This window comes from Arthrobacter rhizophilus (genome assembly GCF_026241105.1).
GTDB lineage: Bacteria > Actinomycetota > Actinomycetes > Actinomycetales > Micrococcaceae > Arthrobacter.
In genome coordinates this window covers 49,977-66,194 of the sequence record NZ_JAPFFT010000010.1, presented here as the reverse complement: position 1 = coordinate 66,194, position 16,218 = coordinate 49,977, and the positions used below count along the sequence as shown (strand labels likewise).

Here is a 16,218-nt window from a genome sequence, read left to right as displayed (position 1 = left end):
CTTACCCGAATGGGGAGAAAATTGTCACCGCTCTACGAGAATCCCGTCAGGATCGCAGTAGATCAGGTTGCCGGGTTCGATGTGAACTCCATCAATCACCAAGGCGATGTCCACTTCTCCACGGCCCACTTTGGAGCTCTTCTTGGGGTTGCTTCCGAGGGCCTTGACGCCCAAAGGCAGCTTCGCGATCGCCATGCGATCCCGAATGGCCCCATTGATCACGACGCCGGCCCAGCCGTTCGCGACCGCGCTCTCGGCGATCATGTCCCCCATCAGGGCTGTGCGCAGCGAGCCGTAGCCGTCCACGACCAGCACCGCGCCATCGCCAGGGGTTGCCAGAACAGTCTTTACGAGTGCGTTGTCCTCAAAGCACTTGATGGTGCGCGCGGGGCCGCTGAAGTGGGAGACGCCGCCGAGGTCCTGGAACTGCAGTGATATCGACTCAAGATCTTCCGCGCGCTCGTCGTAAAGATCGGCGGTGTTGATGGAGTTTGCTGGCATGTTTATCGTTGATCCTCCTCGGTCCGTTGGAGTTACCCTAACGGGTGCGGGCTCACCCTAGCGCGTCCGGGTCGGTGCACTTGTCCACATAGGTGTCTTCAAGCTTCACGGTTACCTGGGCGCTTCGGCGCCCTGTAGCGCCTTTACGATCTCCAACGTTCGCCCGTCATTGAGCGTTTTCTGACTGTAAGTGGATTCGCAAAACGTCGAAGCCCGCCTGGGAATTTGGTCCCGGGCGGGCTTCTTCGTGGTTGATGGACCTATTGGATCGTGGGTGTTCCGGCGACGAGTTTCGCGAGGGTCACGGTGTCGATGTCGGGTCCGTAGGCGGTGGGGTTTCCGAGCACGAGGGTTCCGCCGGCGGTGGTGAGGCTGAGGGGGACGGTTTTGTCCCAGTAGCTGTTCCAGGCGTAGTTGTGGCGGAATACGGTTCGGGTGGTTGCGGCCCCGGTCTCGGTGATGTTGAGGAAGCGGCTGATCAGTTGGGGGTTGTAGTTGATTGACGTGGACTTGTCTGCGTTGGCGGCTCCGAGAACGAGCTGGTAGTCGCCGGCGCCGAACCCGCTCGGGCGCGGGATGCTCAGGGTGTTGCCCGCGCCGTTCCCGATGTATCCGACATCGCGGACGGTCCCGGAGGCGACGGTCTGCACTCGTGCGGTGCCGGCCAAGGGGAGGGCTTCGGCCTCTGAGCGGTATACGTTGGCGGCGTCGGTGTCCGATGCCTTCTGGGAGGCGCCGCGGAGTGTGGTGATGCCGTTGACGGTGGCACCGTTGGGTGCGGTGACGTTTAGCTCGTTGAGGCCTTGGGGCAGGTACACGCGGGCGGTGGCGGTCCAGTTGCCGGCGTCGGGCTCGTTGAACGGGATGAAGATGTAGTTTTCCGGGTGCGCGGACGTGGTTGCGATCTTGTCGACGGCGGCCTGGAGGATGGGCAGATAGTCCCAGACGCCGTTGGTGGAGCCCGGGCGTACGCCCTTGTTGTAGGCCCAGTCGGGGTACTCGTCCTGGACGTAGACGTAGATGTCCTTCTGGCCGGAGGCGAAGAATTCCTTCTCGACGTCGAGCGCGTCGCCGTTGGGGTGTTGTGCCCCTCCCGGCGGTTTCTGCGAGATGTTCGTGACGCGGGCGCCGTCGAGTACTGCCTACGTGGGCACGCCGTCGTCGCTGAGTCCGTACAGTGCTCCGCTGGCGCCTCCGCGGAATGTCCCGGTGGTCTGGGATAGGTCGACATTGAGTGTGTCCGTCGTGGCCGCTTCCGCGGGGCTGCCGATGAGGCAGCCCACGCCCAGGGCAAGCGTCGCCGCTGCCGCGGCCGCACTGCGGGTGGCGATCCGCCGGCGGTTTCTTGGGTCGGTGTGCAAGATGTACTCCTTTGTATTATGCGTGAGTATCTGGATGCGGAACGCGCGGAAGGGCGGCTCCCACAAGGCCACTGAAAGCGCTTTCAGGAGCCTTGTGGGGGCAGCTCGGAGGGGGCAATTGACTCGGTTAGAGAGCGCCGGACGGGCGGATGTGCCTCAACGCCGGCGCGAGGACGGGAGCGCGGTGCTTTCCCGGAAGACCAGAGGAGGTTCCACGGTCTCAAGCGCAAGCGGAGATTCGCCTTTGAGCAGGGCGAGGAGTTGGGCCGTGCCGTGGCGGCCGAGCTCGGCGAAGTCCTGGCGTGCCGTGGTGAGTGCGGGGATGAACATCGGGGCCAGCGGGTGGTCATCGAAGCCGACCACGCTGATGTCGTCGGGCACGTTCAGGCCGGTGTCGTGGATGCCGCGGATGACGCCCATGGCGGTTTCGTCGTTTCCGCAGAAGATCGCGGTCACGGCGGGGTCGCTGGCGAGGCGGACTCCGATTTCGTGGGCGGTGGAGACGTCCCAGGAGACGTCTTCGATCGGGGGCGTCGGGATGCCGTGGCGTTGGAGGGCAAGGCGCCATCCGGTGGTGCGGCCGTCTTCCTTGCCCGAGGGCGGGATCCGGACGTGGTGCACGGTGGAGTGGCCGAGGCTGAGCAGGTGCTCGGTGAGTGCGGCGGCGGCTTCGGATTCGTCGAGGACTGCCTGGGGGACGCCCGCCTCGGGGACGCCGGAGAGCGCCACCGCGGGAATGGCGGACTGCAGGGCTTTGAGGGCCGCGACTCCTGGCGGGTCGAATTTGAGTACGACGACGCCGGCGACCGATTGGCGAAGGACCGCGTCGGCGGCGGCGCGCACCTCGTCGTCCCGTTCGCTTTCGACGACGACGATGATGACCGCGAACCCGGCGGCGCGGGCGGATTCCTCGACGCCGCGGATCGCTTCCGCGTAGCCGTAGCGGGAGGTGTTGGCGGCGAGGATCGCGATGGTGGTGGAACGCCCGGAGGCGAGGACCTGGGCGGCGGCGCTGGGCCGGTATCCCAGGGCGGCGATTGCCTTGTCAACGCGCCGCCTTCTGTCCTCGCTGACCCGTGCCGCGCCGGTGAGGACCCTGGAGACGGTCGGCACCGACACTCCGGCCAGCCGCGCGACGTCGGAGATGGTGGCGGTCCGGTCGAGGGGCGCGGAGTGGGGCATGGGCTCATCATAGGGGGAAGATGTGGTCTGGCTCATTTGACGGCGCCGCTCGTGATACCGGAAATGATCTTGCGCTGCATGAAGACGAACGTCAGGAGCAGCGGAAGGCTCATCAGGATGATGTACGCGAAGATCAGGTGCCAGTTCTGCAGGTACAGGCCGCTGCTTGCCACTTGGTACAGGTTCAGGGGAAGCGTGTCGAGCCGGCCGCCAATCACGAACAGCGCATAGAAGACGTCGTTCCAGACGTAAAGGCAGATCAGGATGGTTGCGGTGGCGATCGTCGGGCCAAGAAGCGGCAGGATGATGCGGACGAAGATGTGGATCGGCTTCGCGCCGTCGACCCGGGCGGCTTCCTCGAGCTCGGCGGGGATCGTCCGGACGAAACCGGTGACGAAGAAGATGACCGTCGACATGTACATGCCCACGTAGACCCCGATGATCCCGGCCGCGGTGCCGGCGAGTCCCAGCTGGCGCAGCAGCATGACGATGGTGACGACGGCCGGTGGCAGGACGATGCCGCTGATGGCCAGGGCGTAGACAATGGCAATGCCCTTGCCGCGCCGGCGTGCGAGGATCCAGGCGGCCATCGAACCGAGGGCGAGGACTGCGGCGACGGAGGCGACCATGATCAGGAGGCTGCCGAAGAAGGCCGGTATCATCCGGCCTTGCTGGAAGACGGTGGCGAAGTTCTCGAGCAGCTGCCATTGGCTGGGTGGTGCGAGGTTGGGGTTGAGGGCTTCTGCCTGGTTTTTCCCGGCGGTGGCGATCACGAGCCAGAACGGGATCCCCAGGAGCAGTGCTACCAGGGCGATTGCCAGGGCAGGTTGGAGGAGCCTGCGGCGCTTCGAGGTGTTTCCACGCTGGGCGGATCGGCCCGGGCTGTTTTTGGTGGTGGGCAACGGTACGCCGGTGACGGTCATGAGAGAACGTCCTCTCGTTTCCTGAGGAAGGTGATGACGGGGAAGGCCAGGATCGTGACCATAAGGAACAGTGCCAGGCTCATGGTGGTCGCCTGGGCGAAGAGTCCCTGGCCGAAGGTGCGGAATATGAAGATGTTCAGCAGTTCGGTGCTTCCGCCCGGGCCGCCGCCGGTGGTGGCCTGCACGATGTCGAAGCCGTTCATGGATCCCAGCAGGGCCGTGGCCACGTTGAAGGTGATGGCTGGGGCAAGGAGGGGGAAGCGGATGGCCCTGAGTGTCCTCCACCAGGACGCTCCGTCGATGCGGGCGGCTTCGAGGACGTCCGTGGAGATGGTTTTGAGTCCGGCGAGGTAGATGAGCATGGACAGGCCCATCCATTTCCAGGCGTGGATGAGGGAGACGACGACGATGGTCCATGTGGTGCTGCCGAGCCAGGCGATGTCGACGTGCTGGCCGGTGATGGTCCCGAGGATCGCGTTGAAGACACCGTCGGGCTTGAGCACGGCCCGGAAGATGTAGCCGACGGCCAGGGCGGACATGACGACCGGGACGAAGAAGGCCACGCGGGCGGCGCGGTTGATACGGGTGTCGGCTTCGAGGACCAGGGCGAGGATGAGGCCGAACAGGTTCTGGAAGACGGCCACCAGGACGGCGTAGACGAGCGTGGTGCGCAGGTCTGCGAGCAGGCTGCCGTTCTGGAGGAGGGAAGCGACGTTGTCCAGGCCGGCGAAGTTGATTTTCGTCTTGAAGCTTGACCAGTCGGTGAAGGCGTAGAAGAAGTTGAACAGGGTCGGGATGAAGAAGAACACGATCAGGACCGCCACGGCCGGGATCAGGAACCACGCGGGGTGGTCCTGCCGGCGGCGGCCGGTTTTGGGCCGGGGGGCGCTGGACCGGGCGGCGGTGCCCGGGCGCGGTCGGGAGAGTTGTGCGGTCATGAGACTTTCCTGGGTGGTTACGTCGGCTTGGCGCTGAATGAGCTTGCCGGCTGGTGCCGGGCCGGTTGTCCGGCCCGGCACCGGCTTGTCAGAAGCCCTTGGCGCCTTGGGCCTTGGCCAGGCTGGCGAACTGCTGCTGGGTCGCTTCCGTCACCTGTTGCGGGGTCTTGGTTCCCTGGATCATATCGCCCAGGTTCAGGTACAGGTCAGCGTTGGCGGTGGCGAGTGCCTGCATCGATCCGACCGAGGTGGGAATCGAGGCCGCGGCAGCCTTGAGGGCGTCCGGGACGATGGACGGGGTGTCGACGCCCTTCACGATCGAGACGGTCGACTGGGCCTTGACGAAGCCGGCATAGCCGTCGCCGAGCCAGTAGGAGAGGAACTGGCGGGCGGCCGCTTCGCGCGTGGCATCGCCGGTCTTGAAGGCCACCAGGGCGTTGCTTTGGTCGGGGATGAATGTGCCGACGTTGCCGCTCGGGGAGATCGGGAAGAAGCCGATCTTCTGGTTGAGCGTGCTCGTGTCGGACATGGCCTGGAGCTGGCCGAAGAAGGAGTTCACCTGGACCGTCATGGCAGCGTCGCCGGCGAGGAGGGCCTTGCCCTGGTCTTCGAAGGTTGCGGTCTTGAGGTTGCTGTTGAACAGGCCTTCCTTGATCAGGCCGTTGTAGTTGTCGACGGCCTTCTGGATGGTGGTATCGGTGAACTTCTCCTTGGCGCTGTTGACCCGGTCCCAGAGCCCGCCCTTGGCGGCGTCGGCAAGCTGGACCTGGACCCACCACTGCGTGGCCCACGGGACCCCGCCGCCGAAGTCATAGAACGGGGTGGTGCCCTTGCCCTTGATGAGCCGGGCGTCGGCGAGGAACTCGTCCCAGTTCTTCGGGGTACTGGTGATGCCGGCCTTGGCGAAGACTTCCTTGTTGTAGTAGACGCCCTCGACGGCGGGGCTGCTGATGAGCGCGGCGTACCGGGTTCCGTTCAGCTGTCCGGTGATGTCACCGAGGTTCGCGTCGTACTTGGACACCCATGGAGCACCGTCAAGTGATTGCAGGTTCTGGGTCGCGTTGAGGGATGTCAGTTCCGAAGCTGTCGGTTGCCAGAACGCCAGATCGGGCTTGTCGCCCGTGGCGACTTTTGTCTGGACACCTTGTTCGTACGGGTCCGGGATGGTGACGACATTGACCTTGGCGCCGGTGGCTTTCTGGAATCCGTCGATGACGGACTGCGGGGTCTTGTTCGAGTTCTGGGCGGCCCAGATGGTGAGGGTGACGCCGTCGAGCTTTGTCGACTGCGCCGGCCACGCCGCCGGCCCGGAGGCTGCGCCGGGTGCGGCCGGGCTGCTGCAGCCGGTGAGCAGCGCGCCGGTCACGACGGCGGCGGCGATGGCGCCTTTCCATGCATGCTTCATGATTCCTATTTTCCTTCGGAAGGGGGATGGTGGGGATACGGAGGTTGGTGCTGGTGCCTACGCCGTCGGGGCTGACGGTGTAAGTATGAATACCCGGGCTGTCGGTGTCTTGACAGTGGACCGGACGGTAAGGGTGCCGGTAACGGCATTCCACCGGGTCTCCCAGGCCGGGAGCGACCGGGGGAAAACTGTGGCGACGTCGACGTCGCGGCCCGCGAGGGTGGGCAGGTGCAGGACAGCCTCGTCGGCGCCTTCGCCGCGGTCCCAGATCGAGAGGACCACCCGCTCGGGCGTGTGAAGGGCGGAAGCGATCCACCGGTCGTTCCAGCCGGGCAGGCCCAGCGGCCACGCCGGGGTCGTCCGCACGAGGTTCGGTCTCAGGGAGCGTGCCGCGTGGACGGCCTCCCGGACCAAAGTGAGCTGGGCAGCATCCATTCGGTGGAGGTTGCCGGAAAGGTAGAAGCGGCCCGAGAGGCCGGTGACGAGGGTGAACGCGCTCTCCTCCGGGGTCATATCCGGCTGCGGGTAGGCCCAGCTCGCGGCCGTTTCGGGGAGCATCGACAGCGTGGCCGAGGCCGCGATCGGCGGATACAGCATCGGGTCCTGCTGGTCGGAGGTGGACTGCACCTGCATCCGCGACAGCAATGCCGCGTCCGTGCGCATGCCGCCCGAGGAGCAGTTTTCCAGCACCAGGGTGGGATGCCGGTCGAGGACGCCGTCGATCCACGCCAGATGTGCCCGGTTGTGGCCCAGCAGCCCGGCGCCGACGCTGGGGGACTGATGGTCGGTGCCGGGGCCGCCGTCGATGTTGTAGTCGAACTTGAAGTATCCGATGCCGAACTCGGCGACGAGCCGGTCGATGACACCGTCCAGGTGTGTCCGTGCCGCGGGGTGCCTCAGGTCCAGGTGGTAGCGCCCCTGCTCCTCGACCCGGAAGCCCCCGCGGAGCAGGAATGCCTCCTTGGGCAGGGACTGTGCCATCGGGCTGTTGACGCCGACCACCTCCGGCTCAAGCCAGAGCCCAGGGACCATGCCACGGGAGCGGATCGCCGTGATGACCTCGCCCAGCCCCTTGGGGAAACGGGTGCTGGAGGGTTTCCATTCGCCCACGCTGTCCCACCAGTCGGCGGAGTTCGAGTACCAGCCCGCATCGATGCAGAAGGTCTCCACGCCGACCGATGCGGCCGCGTCCACGAGGGGCAGCAACTTCGCCGTCGAGGGGTCACCGTTGAGCGTGTTCATATAGTCGTTGAACACCATGGTTGGCTTGAGGTTGTCCGGGTGGGCCCGGCGCGCCCGCCGGCGGGCGAAAGTGAGTGCGGCTGCTGCCCCGCTCAGGTCCCTGCCGACGGCGACAACTGCGGGGACCGCGGTGAACGATTCCCCGGGCGCAAGGGGCTGCGACCACTGGTGGTCCCGGTCCGTCGGCCCGGAAACCGCGAAATAGCAGTCACCTTTATGCTCGCCGACCTCCCAGCGCCACGGGCCGTTATGGGCGACCTCCCACAGCCACGCCAGACCTTGCTTTTCCGAAACGGTCCCGGCAACCGGAAGGTGCCCTCCAGTGGACCACGTTCCGTTCGCCGTTCGGACAACCGCCGAACGGGGAGTGTGCCCGGTCAGGCCCTGCCCCAGTCCAGGCAGGAAGCCTCCGGCACGCAGCACCGCCTCCGTCCACCGGCCCTCGCCGAGCCAGTCGCTGGAGCCCTCCACGAGGCGCCAATCACCTGCCGGGTCTGCAGCCGGCCCTCCTGCAGTCGCGCCAAGCGCCGAGACCCAGCTCGTCACTGCTGTGAGGAGCACATCTTGCTCGCTGGCGTTCTCCACTCTGACGTCGGCGCGGAATGCACCGTCCTTCCCGGCAATGGACAGCTCAACGCGGATACCGTCGGGCGTAGCCAGGAAGAAGCGGATCGAAGAACCGTCCGGTTCCACCTCGTAGGCAACGTAGCGCAGGTCCGCGCCGATCGAAGTCTGGACCAGACGGCTGTTCGCGAGGACATGTCCCCGGCCCGCAGTGAGAACCTCCACCAGGGCCAGCGGCGAGGTGAAGTCGACCGAGAGAGATCCCGATTCCAGGGCGAGCAGGTGCAGTGGGGAGTCGGAGGAGTGGCCGAAGCTCAGGCTGAGGCCGACGGTGGACCAGCTGATGCGCTCCACAGCAGGGGCCCCCGTCGGCGCCTGGCAGAGCGACGTGAGGGAGTCAGGGAGGATGATAGCGCTTTCAAGCAAGGTCGGCGTCCTTCATGTGTCGCGTGTTCCAGGGGTGGGCGGATGGTTTCGCCGGAGAGAGTGTGATCTGCGGCACTTTTGAAACCGCTATCATTCTTGTACCTGGAAACCCTTTTGGCAAGTGTTTTCTTGTGAATGGAGAAGTATGCGGTCCGCACCGGGTCCATTGACCGTAGCGTCCGGGTGTCCTTCCGAGGTTCAGGGTCGTTGTCTTCGACTGAGTTGCAGTTGCTTGTCAGCCCGAACTACAGTCAGGTGCCGTGGTCAACCAGGCCTCAACAGGCAAACCCGTTGCCGCCGTCCTTCATGGCCCAGTTCGTTCTGGAATTTTGGCATTTGGACCGCTGATCAACGAGCTCGTGATGCACCTGGGTGGCGGAGGTTATTCCCTCGACGCCACCCGGGTGTGTCACGATCTGCCGATGGTATGGACTTTGCTTCCGGACTCTGCCACTCGCTGTCGGAGCTCCTCGTTTTGGAGCTGTGCGAGGTGGAGGGCTCCGATAAGGGCTTCGTTGTCCGCTTTCAGTTGCTGGATGACTTTTCCGTCGTTTTCCCGCAACCGTTTGAGTCTGGTTGTTTCCTTCCGGAGCCGTCTTTCGCTGTCGGGTATCCCGCCGCGTGCCCGTACCTTTTGCGAGGGCTGCGAGCCGGGTCAGAATCCAGGAGACATCATCGGCTGCCCCGTCCTCCGGGTCACCCGAGCCAGGTGCAGGCGAGGAAATCAGCGAATGGAGCTGGAGGTCGGAGACCGGGGCCAGATAGATCCTGCGGGTGGTTTCGACGTCCGCGTGGCCGAGAAGGTCCTGGACCATCCGCCAGGGATCCCCATAGAGGAGGCGGAAGTCCCGGCGCTCCTTCGATGTCAGGCCAAACCGGACATCCATCGCGTGGTGGAGGGCGACCAGCATATAGAGCGAGAAAGAATGCCAGCACACATGCGGGGTGCAGAACGGAGCATCACCCATTTCTCCCGACAGCGCTATCGCGCACCGTTCCGTGGCCGTCCGGAACACGCCCTCCCAGGACGCCGGCCTAAAAGGCAGGCCGGACTCGTTGAGCCACAGCCACAGCGGTTCCGGACCCTCCGGCCCTTCAGCGAAGAGAATCGCCCGCTCCTCGACACTTGCCCGGGCCAGGGCCGTCTGACGGACCCCCACAGCGCTACGCTGAAATCCACACATCAAGCCGCTAGGGGAGCACCGCCATGAGCCTGTCCGATCTGCCCGGTTCATTGCCCGAAAGACCCGTGACGGATCCTGCCCACGATCCTGCCCAAACACAAGGTTCGACGACGGCGCTCGCCGAGCCTGTTGAGCGCGTCCGCTCCTTGTGGGTCACGGGAGTGGTGCTGGTCAATGTGGGCATCAACGCTGCCTTCTTCGGCCCCATCCAGGTGCTGCTTGGGCAGCAGGCCATCCATTTTGACGAAGACCAGAAGCAAGCAATCCTTGCGCTTGTTACGGGATGCGGCGCCGCGGTGTCCCTGGTGGCGAACCCCCTGTTCGGTGCCTTCAGCGACCGCACCACGTCACGCTTCGGACGGCGCGTACCGTGGGTGCTCTTCGGTGCCATCCTCGGCGCGGCAGCCCTGGTGGCCCTCGCAGGTGCTCCGAACGTGGCAGTCATGACTATTCTGTGGTGCCTCGTCCAGGCTGGCTGCAATGGAGCCTATGCGGCCATCACGGCGGCTATTCCGGACCGGGTGCCGGTGCAACAGCGAGGCGGGGTCGGAGGCCTTGCTGCCATGGGCCAGACCGTGGGGATCCTGGCGGGCGCGGTGATCGCCTCGGTGGTTTCGGGGAACTTTGCCCTCGGTTACATCGTGTGTGCCGCTGCGCTGCTGGCCGGCGTCGTGCTCTATCTTTTCAAGAACGACGACGTCCGGCTCCCGGCGGGGGACCGCTCACCGTTCGGGCTGTGGACCTTTCTCAAGGGGTTCTGGGTCTCGCCGGTCAAGTATCCGGATTTCGCGTGGGCCTGGCTGACGAGATTCCTGGTCAATGTCGGCAACCACCTGGTCACGTTGTACTTGCTCTTCTTCCTCAAGGATGCTGTGCATCTTGAGGAAATGCAGGGGATCAAGCCTGAGTTCGGGGTTCTCATCCTCACGGGCCTCTATGCCGTCATGGTGATCGTCACAAGCGTGGTGGGAGGTGCCATCAGCGACCGCATGGGCAAACGGAAACCCCTCGTCATTATCTCCTCCATCGTCATTTCGCTAGCTGCCTTGATCCTCGGGTTCGACCCCACCTGGACAGGCGCCATTGCTGGCGCGGTAGTGCTCGGTATCGGCTTTGGTGCCTACCTGGCGGTCGACTTCGCCCTCATTACCCAAGTGCTGCCCACTGCGCTGGACCGGGGCCGGGACCTTGGTGTGATCAACGTGGCCAACTCCATGCCACAGGTGATCGCGCCGCTCATTGCCTATCCCTTTGTTGCGTTCTGGGGTGGCTACGTTTCGCTATACGTGGCCGCAGCCGTCATCGGCCTGCTGGGCGCCGTATTCGTGGTGAAGATCAAGGGCGTCGCGTAGGCCTGCGAATCCTTTCTCAGGGAACGGACAACTTGCTGCCGTATCATTGTCAGGACGCGCCCGGTCTTTGGGGGGCCGCGCAATCTCCCAGAACGAAGCCCAAACCAACAGAACGCCGGAAATGTCCGAACCGAACTCCTTGGAACCGTATTCGCTGGATCTGGCCGCGGGGTTGCCCCAAATGGCGGCTGCTCCCACCACGCCGAGACAGCAACTGCGCTACGCCCGGATACTGAAGACTGCCGCAGGTTTCGCCCAGCGGCAGTTCGATACCGTGAGCCTTTCGGACGTATCCACCCGGGCCCATGTTCCCCTTGGGACGCTCTACCGCTACTTCCCGTCTACGGTCCATCTGATGCTCGCGGTCTACCGCCAGCAGCTACGGGAACTCAATGATGCCAAGCCGGCGTCTTCGCGGTGCAGCCAGCAGGAACTCACCGGTCTCGGGATGGAGATTTTCCACATGCGGGTCATGCAGCCCGCCGTCGAACACTGTCTTTCCCGCACGTGGGATACCCGCGACGGCGACATCCCCGTGCTTTTGCGAGACATCGAAGTTCTCTCTGCCGAGATGGTCGCGGCGGCGATCGGCGACGCTGGCAGGGCGCGGATTCTGGTGCACGTGATCAGTGGTCTGGTCCAGTCGGTCAACTGCCGTCGGATCTCGCTTTTCGATGCCGAGAAGGACCTGAAGAACGCCTGCAAGTTGATTGCGGACGCGTAGCTTTTCCCGGCAACTGGCGTAACTGGTCTAGACCACTATGACCAAAAGTATGTGTTTATGGCTGGATGTCTCTAGTCTTCCTATCAAGCACCTGTCTACGAAGACAGGACCCAAGCGGCTAGCAGCCCATATCCGCAGGAGTTTCACAGCACGGACCACCCACCCTTTGGTTCGGCACCGAAGCCTCGATACCTGCCCGAATTGTGCCGTGGGTTCACGGCTAGCCTGAGGAGACAACGACGTGTCCGTCGAGACCATCACCCCTGAACAGAACCTGACTGCCCTGGCGCTGAGCGAAGAGGAAATCTTCACCGCCCACGAAGGCGGCAAGCTCTCCGTTTCCAGCACCGTGCCGCTCTTGAACAAGCGTGACCTTTCCATTGCCTACACCCCCGGCGTCGCTGAGGTGAGCAGGGCGATCCACGCCAATCCCGAGCTTGCCCGCACGCACACCTGGGCCGAGCGCCTCGTGGTGGTCGTCAGCGATGGCACCGCAGTCCTGGGTCTTGGCAACATCGGCCCCAGCGCCTCCCTCCCGGTCATGGAAGGAAAGTCCGCGCTTTTCAAGGCTTTCGGCGAGCTGGACTCGATTCCGCTGGTCCTCAACACCACCAACGTGGACGAAATCATCGAGACCTTGGTCCGCTTGCGCCCAAGCTTCGGTGCCGTGAACCTCGAAGACATCTCCGCACCGCGTTGCTTCGAACTCGAAGAGCGTCTCATCGAGGCCCTCGACTGCCCAGTCATGCACGATGACCAGCACGGCACCGCCGTCGTGGTTCTCGCGGCCCTGACGAACGCCGCCAAGGTGACCGGCCGTGAACTTGATGGACTGAAGGTTGTGGTTTCCGGTGCGGGCGCCGCGGGGATCGCCGTGTCCGAGATCCTCCTGACTGCGGGCGTCAAGGACGTCGTCCTGCTGGATTCCAAGGGCATCATCAACGCCGAGCGCGCCGATCTGGTGGCCGATTCGGGCAGTGTCAAGGCCCGCTTCGCCCAGCGGACCAACCCCCGCGGCCTTTCCGGGGGACCCGCCGAAGCCCTTACGGGCGCGGACGTGTTCATCGGCGTTTCCTCGTCCAAACTGGCCGAGGAACACCTGAAGCTCATGAACCAGGATTCGATTGTGTTCGCGCTGTCCAACCCGGACCCGGAAGTCCTGCCCGAGGTTGCCGTCAAGTACGCGGCCGTCGTGGCCACGGGCCGGAGCGACTTCCCGAACCAGATCAACAACGTCCTGGCCTTCCCAGGGATTTTCCGCGGAGCTTTGGACGCTGGCGCGCGCCGGATCACCCCGGCCATGAAGATCGCCGCAGCCCGCGCCATCGCCGCGCTGGCCGAGGAAGAGCTCTCCGCCGATTACATCGTTCCCAGTCCGTTGGATCCCCGAGTTGCGCCTGCGGTCACGGCGGCTGTTGCCGCAGCGGCTGCTGAATAGCCCGCGCTTTCGGCCCCAAGAGCCGACGACGGCGACTCTCCCGTGCTGGGGAGGGTCGCCGTCGTTCTTTGCTTAGGTCGCTCTGGCCGCGCACCTAGACTGGGCCCCATGAACGCCGAAGCGATAGTGACCGTTCTTTGCGGCGTGGCCATAGCGGTAGGCGTCGTCGGCACCATCATCCCGGTACTGCCGGGGAGCATCCTGATTGGACTGAGCCTGTTGGCATGGGCCATCTGGGGTGGAGCCGGAACGACCGGCTGGGTGGTCTTCGGGATCGGCGCGGCATGTGTCCTGGCAGGCATGGCGTCGAGCACCGTGCTCACCGGCCGGAAGCTCAAGCAGCACAGCATCCCCAACCGATCGGTGCTTGCCGGAATTGTGCTGGGAATTGTGGGGATGTTCGTTCTTCCGGTGGTGGGGCTCTTTGTGGGGTTCGCAGTCGGACTCCTCGTGAGCGAACTCCTGCGGACCAAGGACGTCAAGAAGGCGTTGGTCTCCAGTGGCGCCGCGCTCAAAGCCACTGGTTTGGGGATGTTGGCGGAATTCGGGTTGGCCTGCCTCGCGGCCAGCACTTGGGTAGTTGGCGTGTGGGTCGCCGCGGTTGCCGGTTAGGGCCCCGCCCGATCGAGCTCACGGCCCGATATGTGATGGAGCGTTGGGGGTTTGGGCCCGATATGTGATGGAGCGTTTGCCTCGACCAACCCTCGCTCACCTTTAGCGCCTTTTTGACAGACGCTCGCTCACGTCTCGGGTTGGCTCCAAGGATGAATCCGCTGGCTTCCGGGTGGAGATCGGACGCAGGAGGGCAGAATCGGCGTCGACGCGTCCCGGGCCGTGGATAGGGTGGCTGACATGGAACAGACACTGAAAGTTGCACGGCAATGGGGCGCCCCCGCGGCGGCCGTCATCTTTTTCGCCCTGTGGTGCGTGGCGGAAGCGGGATCCATGGCTCCGTGGATTGCCCATTGGCCCGAATTGTGGACGCTCATCCTGTCAAGATTCGCGATACTAATCCTGACCGCATTCGCCATTGCCGTCTCGGCGTGGCGGCCTGTCCTCTCTCTGGGGTTCACGGCCGCTTTGCTGATGGGGCAGTTGGTGTACTTTATCCCGCAGCCATACTCCGAAGATTGGCCCATCTATTTGGGTTCCTTCGTTGGCTTGGGGTTCTCCATGTGGACCGCGAGAGGTCGTCTGCAATTTGTTGTAGCCGGGAGCAACGTCGTTTTCGCCGGTGTGATGACGTTCATCATGCTTTCGTGGCGATACGGGGGCGGCGTTGGATGGTTTAGACAGTTGTTCATGGGCGACAGGTACGCGTTGGCCAACTACGGTTGGCAACTCTTCTCCTTCCTTCTTCTCATCGCTGCAAGCTGTGCTGCCGTCGGGATTGCGCTGCGCCTTTACGAAGAACGCGGAAGCCTCTTCAAAGCCCGGAACCTCGTCCAAGCCAACCTCAAGGAGACCGAGGTGGAGCTCGTCGTGGAGCAGGAACGCACCCGGATCGCCCGCGACCTCCACGACGTCTTGGCACACTCGCTCGCGGTCATTGCCGCGCAAGCCGACGGCACACGCTACCTCAGCCAGGACCAACCGAAAGCAGTGCTCGACGCCTTGGAGAACATCGCGGTGTCGGCCCGCCACGCATTGGTGGACGCCCAGCGCGTCATCGAGGGAGTGCGCGACGACGGCCTGGTCACCCCGCAGCCCCGGCTCACCGACGTCGGGCCCCTTGTGGAGCGAATGCGCCAAGGAAGCCTCAAGGTCCAACAGAGCGAGACCGGTGTCCCGGTTGAGCTTGGCGCGGGCCAGCAACTCGCCGTCTTCCGGATTGTCCAGGAATGCCTCACGAACGCCCTCAAACACGGCGGGCGCGGCACCGCTGTGCGGCTTCACTTCGACTGGAGCGGCCCTGGGCTGACCATGCACGTTGCTTCCGGACTGCCGGCGTCCGTTTCGATTGGCGGGACGGGCGACGGCGATGAGGTGGCGCGTGTGGGGCGCGGCATCCCCGGAATGCGGGAGCGTGCACACATGGCCGGCGGTTGGCTGAGTTCCGGGCCCGACGGCGAGCAGTTCCGTGTGACGGTCTTCATCCCCTACGGTTCACGCTCGGTACCTCTCCCCTCGGAAGAAGGCCTGGAAGGCGCTGCGGACCAGGAAACCGCGTCCCCAAAGGGCATTGAGCAGGAGCCGGCGCTTGCACTCGAAGGCGCTTCGCCGTCGTCGTCCATTGAGCGGGAAAGCGCCGGACGTGGCTGAAGCGCAGATCACGGTTGCCTTGGTAGACGACCAGCCCCTCTTCCGCGCCGGCATCCGCATGCTGGTGCAGAGCCAAGCAGACATGGACATGGCGTGGGAGGCGGACGACGGCGAACAGGCCGTGGCGCTCGCAGCCAAGCAGCGGCCGGACGTCATGCTGATGGACCTTCGGATGCCGGTGCTGGACGGAGTCGGGGCCACGCGTCGTATCACGGAGGAAGCCGATGCGGCAGGAGTGGACAAGCCCAAGATCATTGCCCTGACCACGTTCAACAGGGACCAGGCCGTAGTTGAGGCCGTGCAGGCGGGCGCCAGCGGATACCTGCTCAAGAGTGCGGAGCCGGAGTTCCTGCTGGCCGCGATCCGGACGGTCTACTCGGGATACTCGGTGATCGCGCCCGGTTCGGTGCACGAGCTCTTCCAACACGCAGCCAGGACGGTGCCGGTGGCCGGGCCGGACCTCGCCGTAATGGACGAGCTCTCGCCGCGCGAGCGTGACGTGTTCCTGCTGGCGGCCAAAGGCTTGGGGAACGCGGAGATGGCGGAGAGCTTGTTTGTCTCTGAGGCCACAGTGAAATCCCATTTGCGCAGTGTGCTCAGCAAGCTCGGGCTGCGTACCAGGCTTCAACTGGTGGCCTTCGCCTATGAGCACCGGCTGCTCGGCTAGGCAACCTGGAACGCTAGGCAACCCGGAACGGCTGGGCACCCAGGACACA

Annotated in this window: 14 protein-coding genes; 6 read left to right on the top strand and 8 right to left on the bottom strand. The window is 64.5% G+C overall.

The genetic code is table 11. From position 1 onward, the window contains the following. Window positions 1–24 precede the first annotated feature (24 nt). From rraA to OOZ51_RS10550, 8 genes are all read right to left on the bottom strand, one after another. Entirely contained in the window at window positions 25–501 is a 477-nt protein-coding gene (gene rraA / locus OOZ51_RS10585) for a ribonuclease E activity regulator RraA (protein WP_265979460.1), read from the bottom strand. Between the two features lie 260 nt (window positions 502–761). Further along, window positions 762–1,319 (bottom strand): carbohydrate-binding protein, encoded by a 558-nt coding sequence (locus tag OOZ51_RS10580; protein WP_265979459.1) that lies wholly within the window; start codon window positions 1,317–1,319, stop codon window positions 762–764. 324 nt (window positions 1,320–1,643) lie between these two features. Further along, on the bottom strand, window positions 1,644–1,862 hold the full coding sequence (locus OOZ51_RS10575; protein ID WP_265979458.1) for a hypothetical protein: 219 nt from the start codon (window positions 1,860–1,862) through the stop codon (window positions 1,644–1,646). Window positions 1,863–2,018: 156 nt separating this feature from the next. Further along, window positions 2,019–3,044 (bottom strand): LacI family DNA-binding transcriptional regulator, encoded by a 1,026-nt coding sequence (locus OOZ51_RS10570; protein WP_265979457.1) that lies wholly within the window; start codon window positions 3,042–3,044, stop codon window positions 2,019–2,021. A 32-nt stretch (window positions 3,045–3,076) separates the two neighbouring features. Continuing rightward, window positions 3,077–3,967, bottom strand: coding sequence for a carbohydrate ABC transporter permease (locus tag OOZ51_RS10565; protein ID WP_265979456.1), 891 nt, complete (start codon window positions 3,965–3,967; stop codon window positions 3,077–3,079). Then, window positions 3,964–4,905 carry a carbohydrate ABC transporter permease gene (locus OOZ51_RS10560; protein WP_265979455.1) on the bottom strand — a complete coding sequence of 314 codons (942 nt, stop codon included), beginning with the start codon at window positions 4,903–4,905 and terminating at the stop codon, window positions 3,964–3,966. Before OOZ51_RS10560 ends, OOZ51_RS10565 begins: the two co-directional genes overlap by 4 nt. 88 nt (window positions 4,906–4,993) lie before the next feature. Then, complete coding sequence (locus OOZ51_RS10555) at window positions 4,994–6,310, bottom strand: ABC transporter substrate-binding protein (RefSeq protein WP_265979453.1); 1,317 nt, start codon at window positions 6,308–6,310, stop codon at window positions 4,994–4,996. 57 nt (window positions 6,311–6,367) lie between these two features. Then, window positions 6,368–8,542 (bottom strand): glycoside hydrolase family 36 protein, encoded by a 2,175-nt coding sequence (locus OOZ51_RS10550; protein WP_265979452.1) that lies wholly within the window; start codon window positions 8,540–8,542, stop codon window positions 6,368–6,370. 1,207 nt (window positions 8,543–9,749) lie between these two features. Between OOZ51_RS10550 and OOZ51_RS10545 the strand changes: the two genes are divergently transcribed. From OOZ51_RS10545 to OOZ51_RS10520, 6 genes are all read left to right on the top strand, one after another. Then, complete coding sequence (locus tag OOZ51_RS10545; protein ID WP_265979451.1) at window positions 9,750–11,078, top strand: MFS transporter; 1,329 nt, start codon at window positions 9,750–9,752, stop codon at window positions 11,076–11,078. A gap of 121 nt (window positions 11,079–11,199) precedes the next feature. Continuing rightward, window positions 11,200–11,802 (top strand): TetR/AcrR family transcriptional regulator, encoded by a 603-nt coding sequence (locus OOZ51_RS10540; RefSeq protein ID WP_265979450.1) that lies wholly within the window; start codon window positions 11,200–11,202, stop codon window positions 11,800–11,802. A 241-nt stretch (window positions 11,803–12,043) separates the two neighbouring features. Then, a complete protein-coding gene (locus tag OOZ51_RS10535; RefSeq protein WP_265979449.1) occupies window positions 12,044–13,240 on the top strand; it encodes an NAD(P)-dependent malic enzyme in 1,197 nt (398 codons plus the stop codon). Between the two features lie 108 nt (window positions 13,241–13,348). Continuing rightward, on the top strand, window positions 13,349–13,852 hold the full coding sequence (locus tag OOZ51_RS10530) for a DUF456 domain-containing protein (protein WP_265979447.1): 504 nt from the start codon (window positions 13,349–13,351) through the stop codon (window positions 13,850–13,852). A 240-nt stretch (window positions 13,853–14,092) separates the two neighbouring features. After that, a complete protein-coding gene (locus OOZ51_RS10525; protein ID WP_265979446.1) occupies window positions 14,093–15,502 on the top strand; it encodes a sensor histidine kinase in 1,410 nt (469 codons plus the stop codon). After that, window positions 15,495–16,169: a response regulator gene (locus tag OOZ51_RS10520; protein ID WP_265979445.1), complete on the top strand. Its 675-nt coding sequence runs from the start codon at window positions 15,495–15,497 to the stop codon at window positions 16,167–16,169. The genes OOZ51_RS10525 and OOZ51_RS10520 overlap by 8 nt, the downstream gene beginning before the upstream one ends. Window positions 16,170–16,218: the final 49 nt, after the last annotated feature.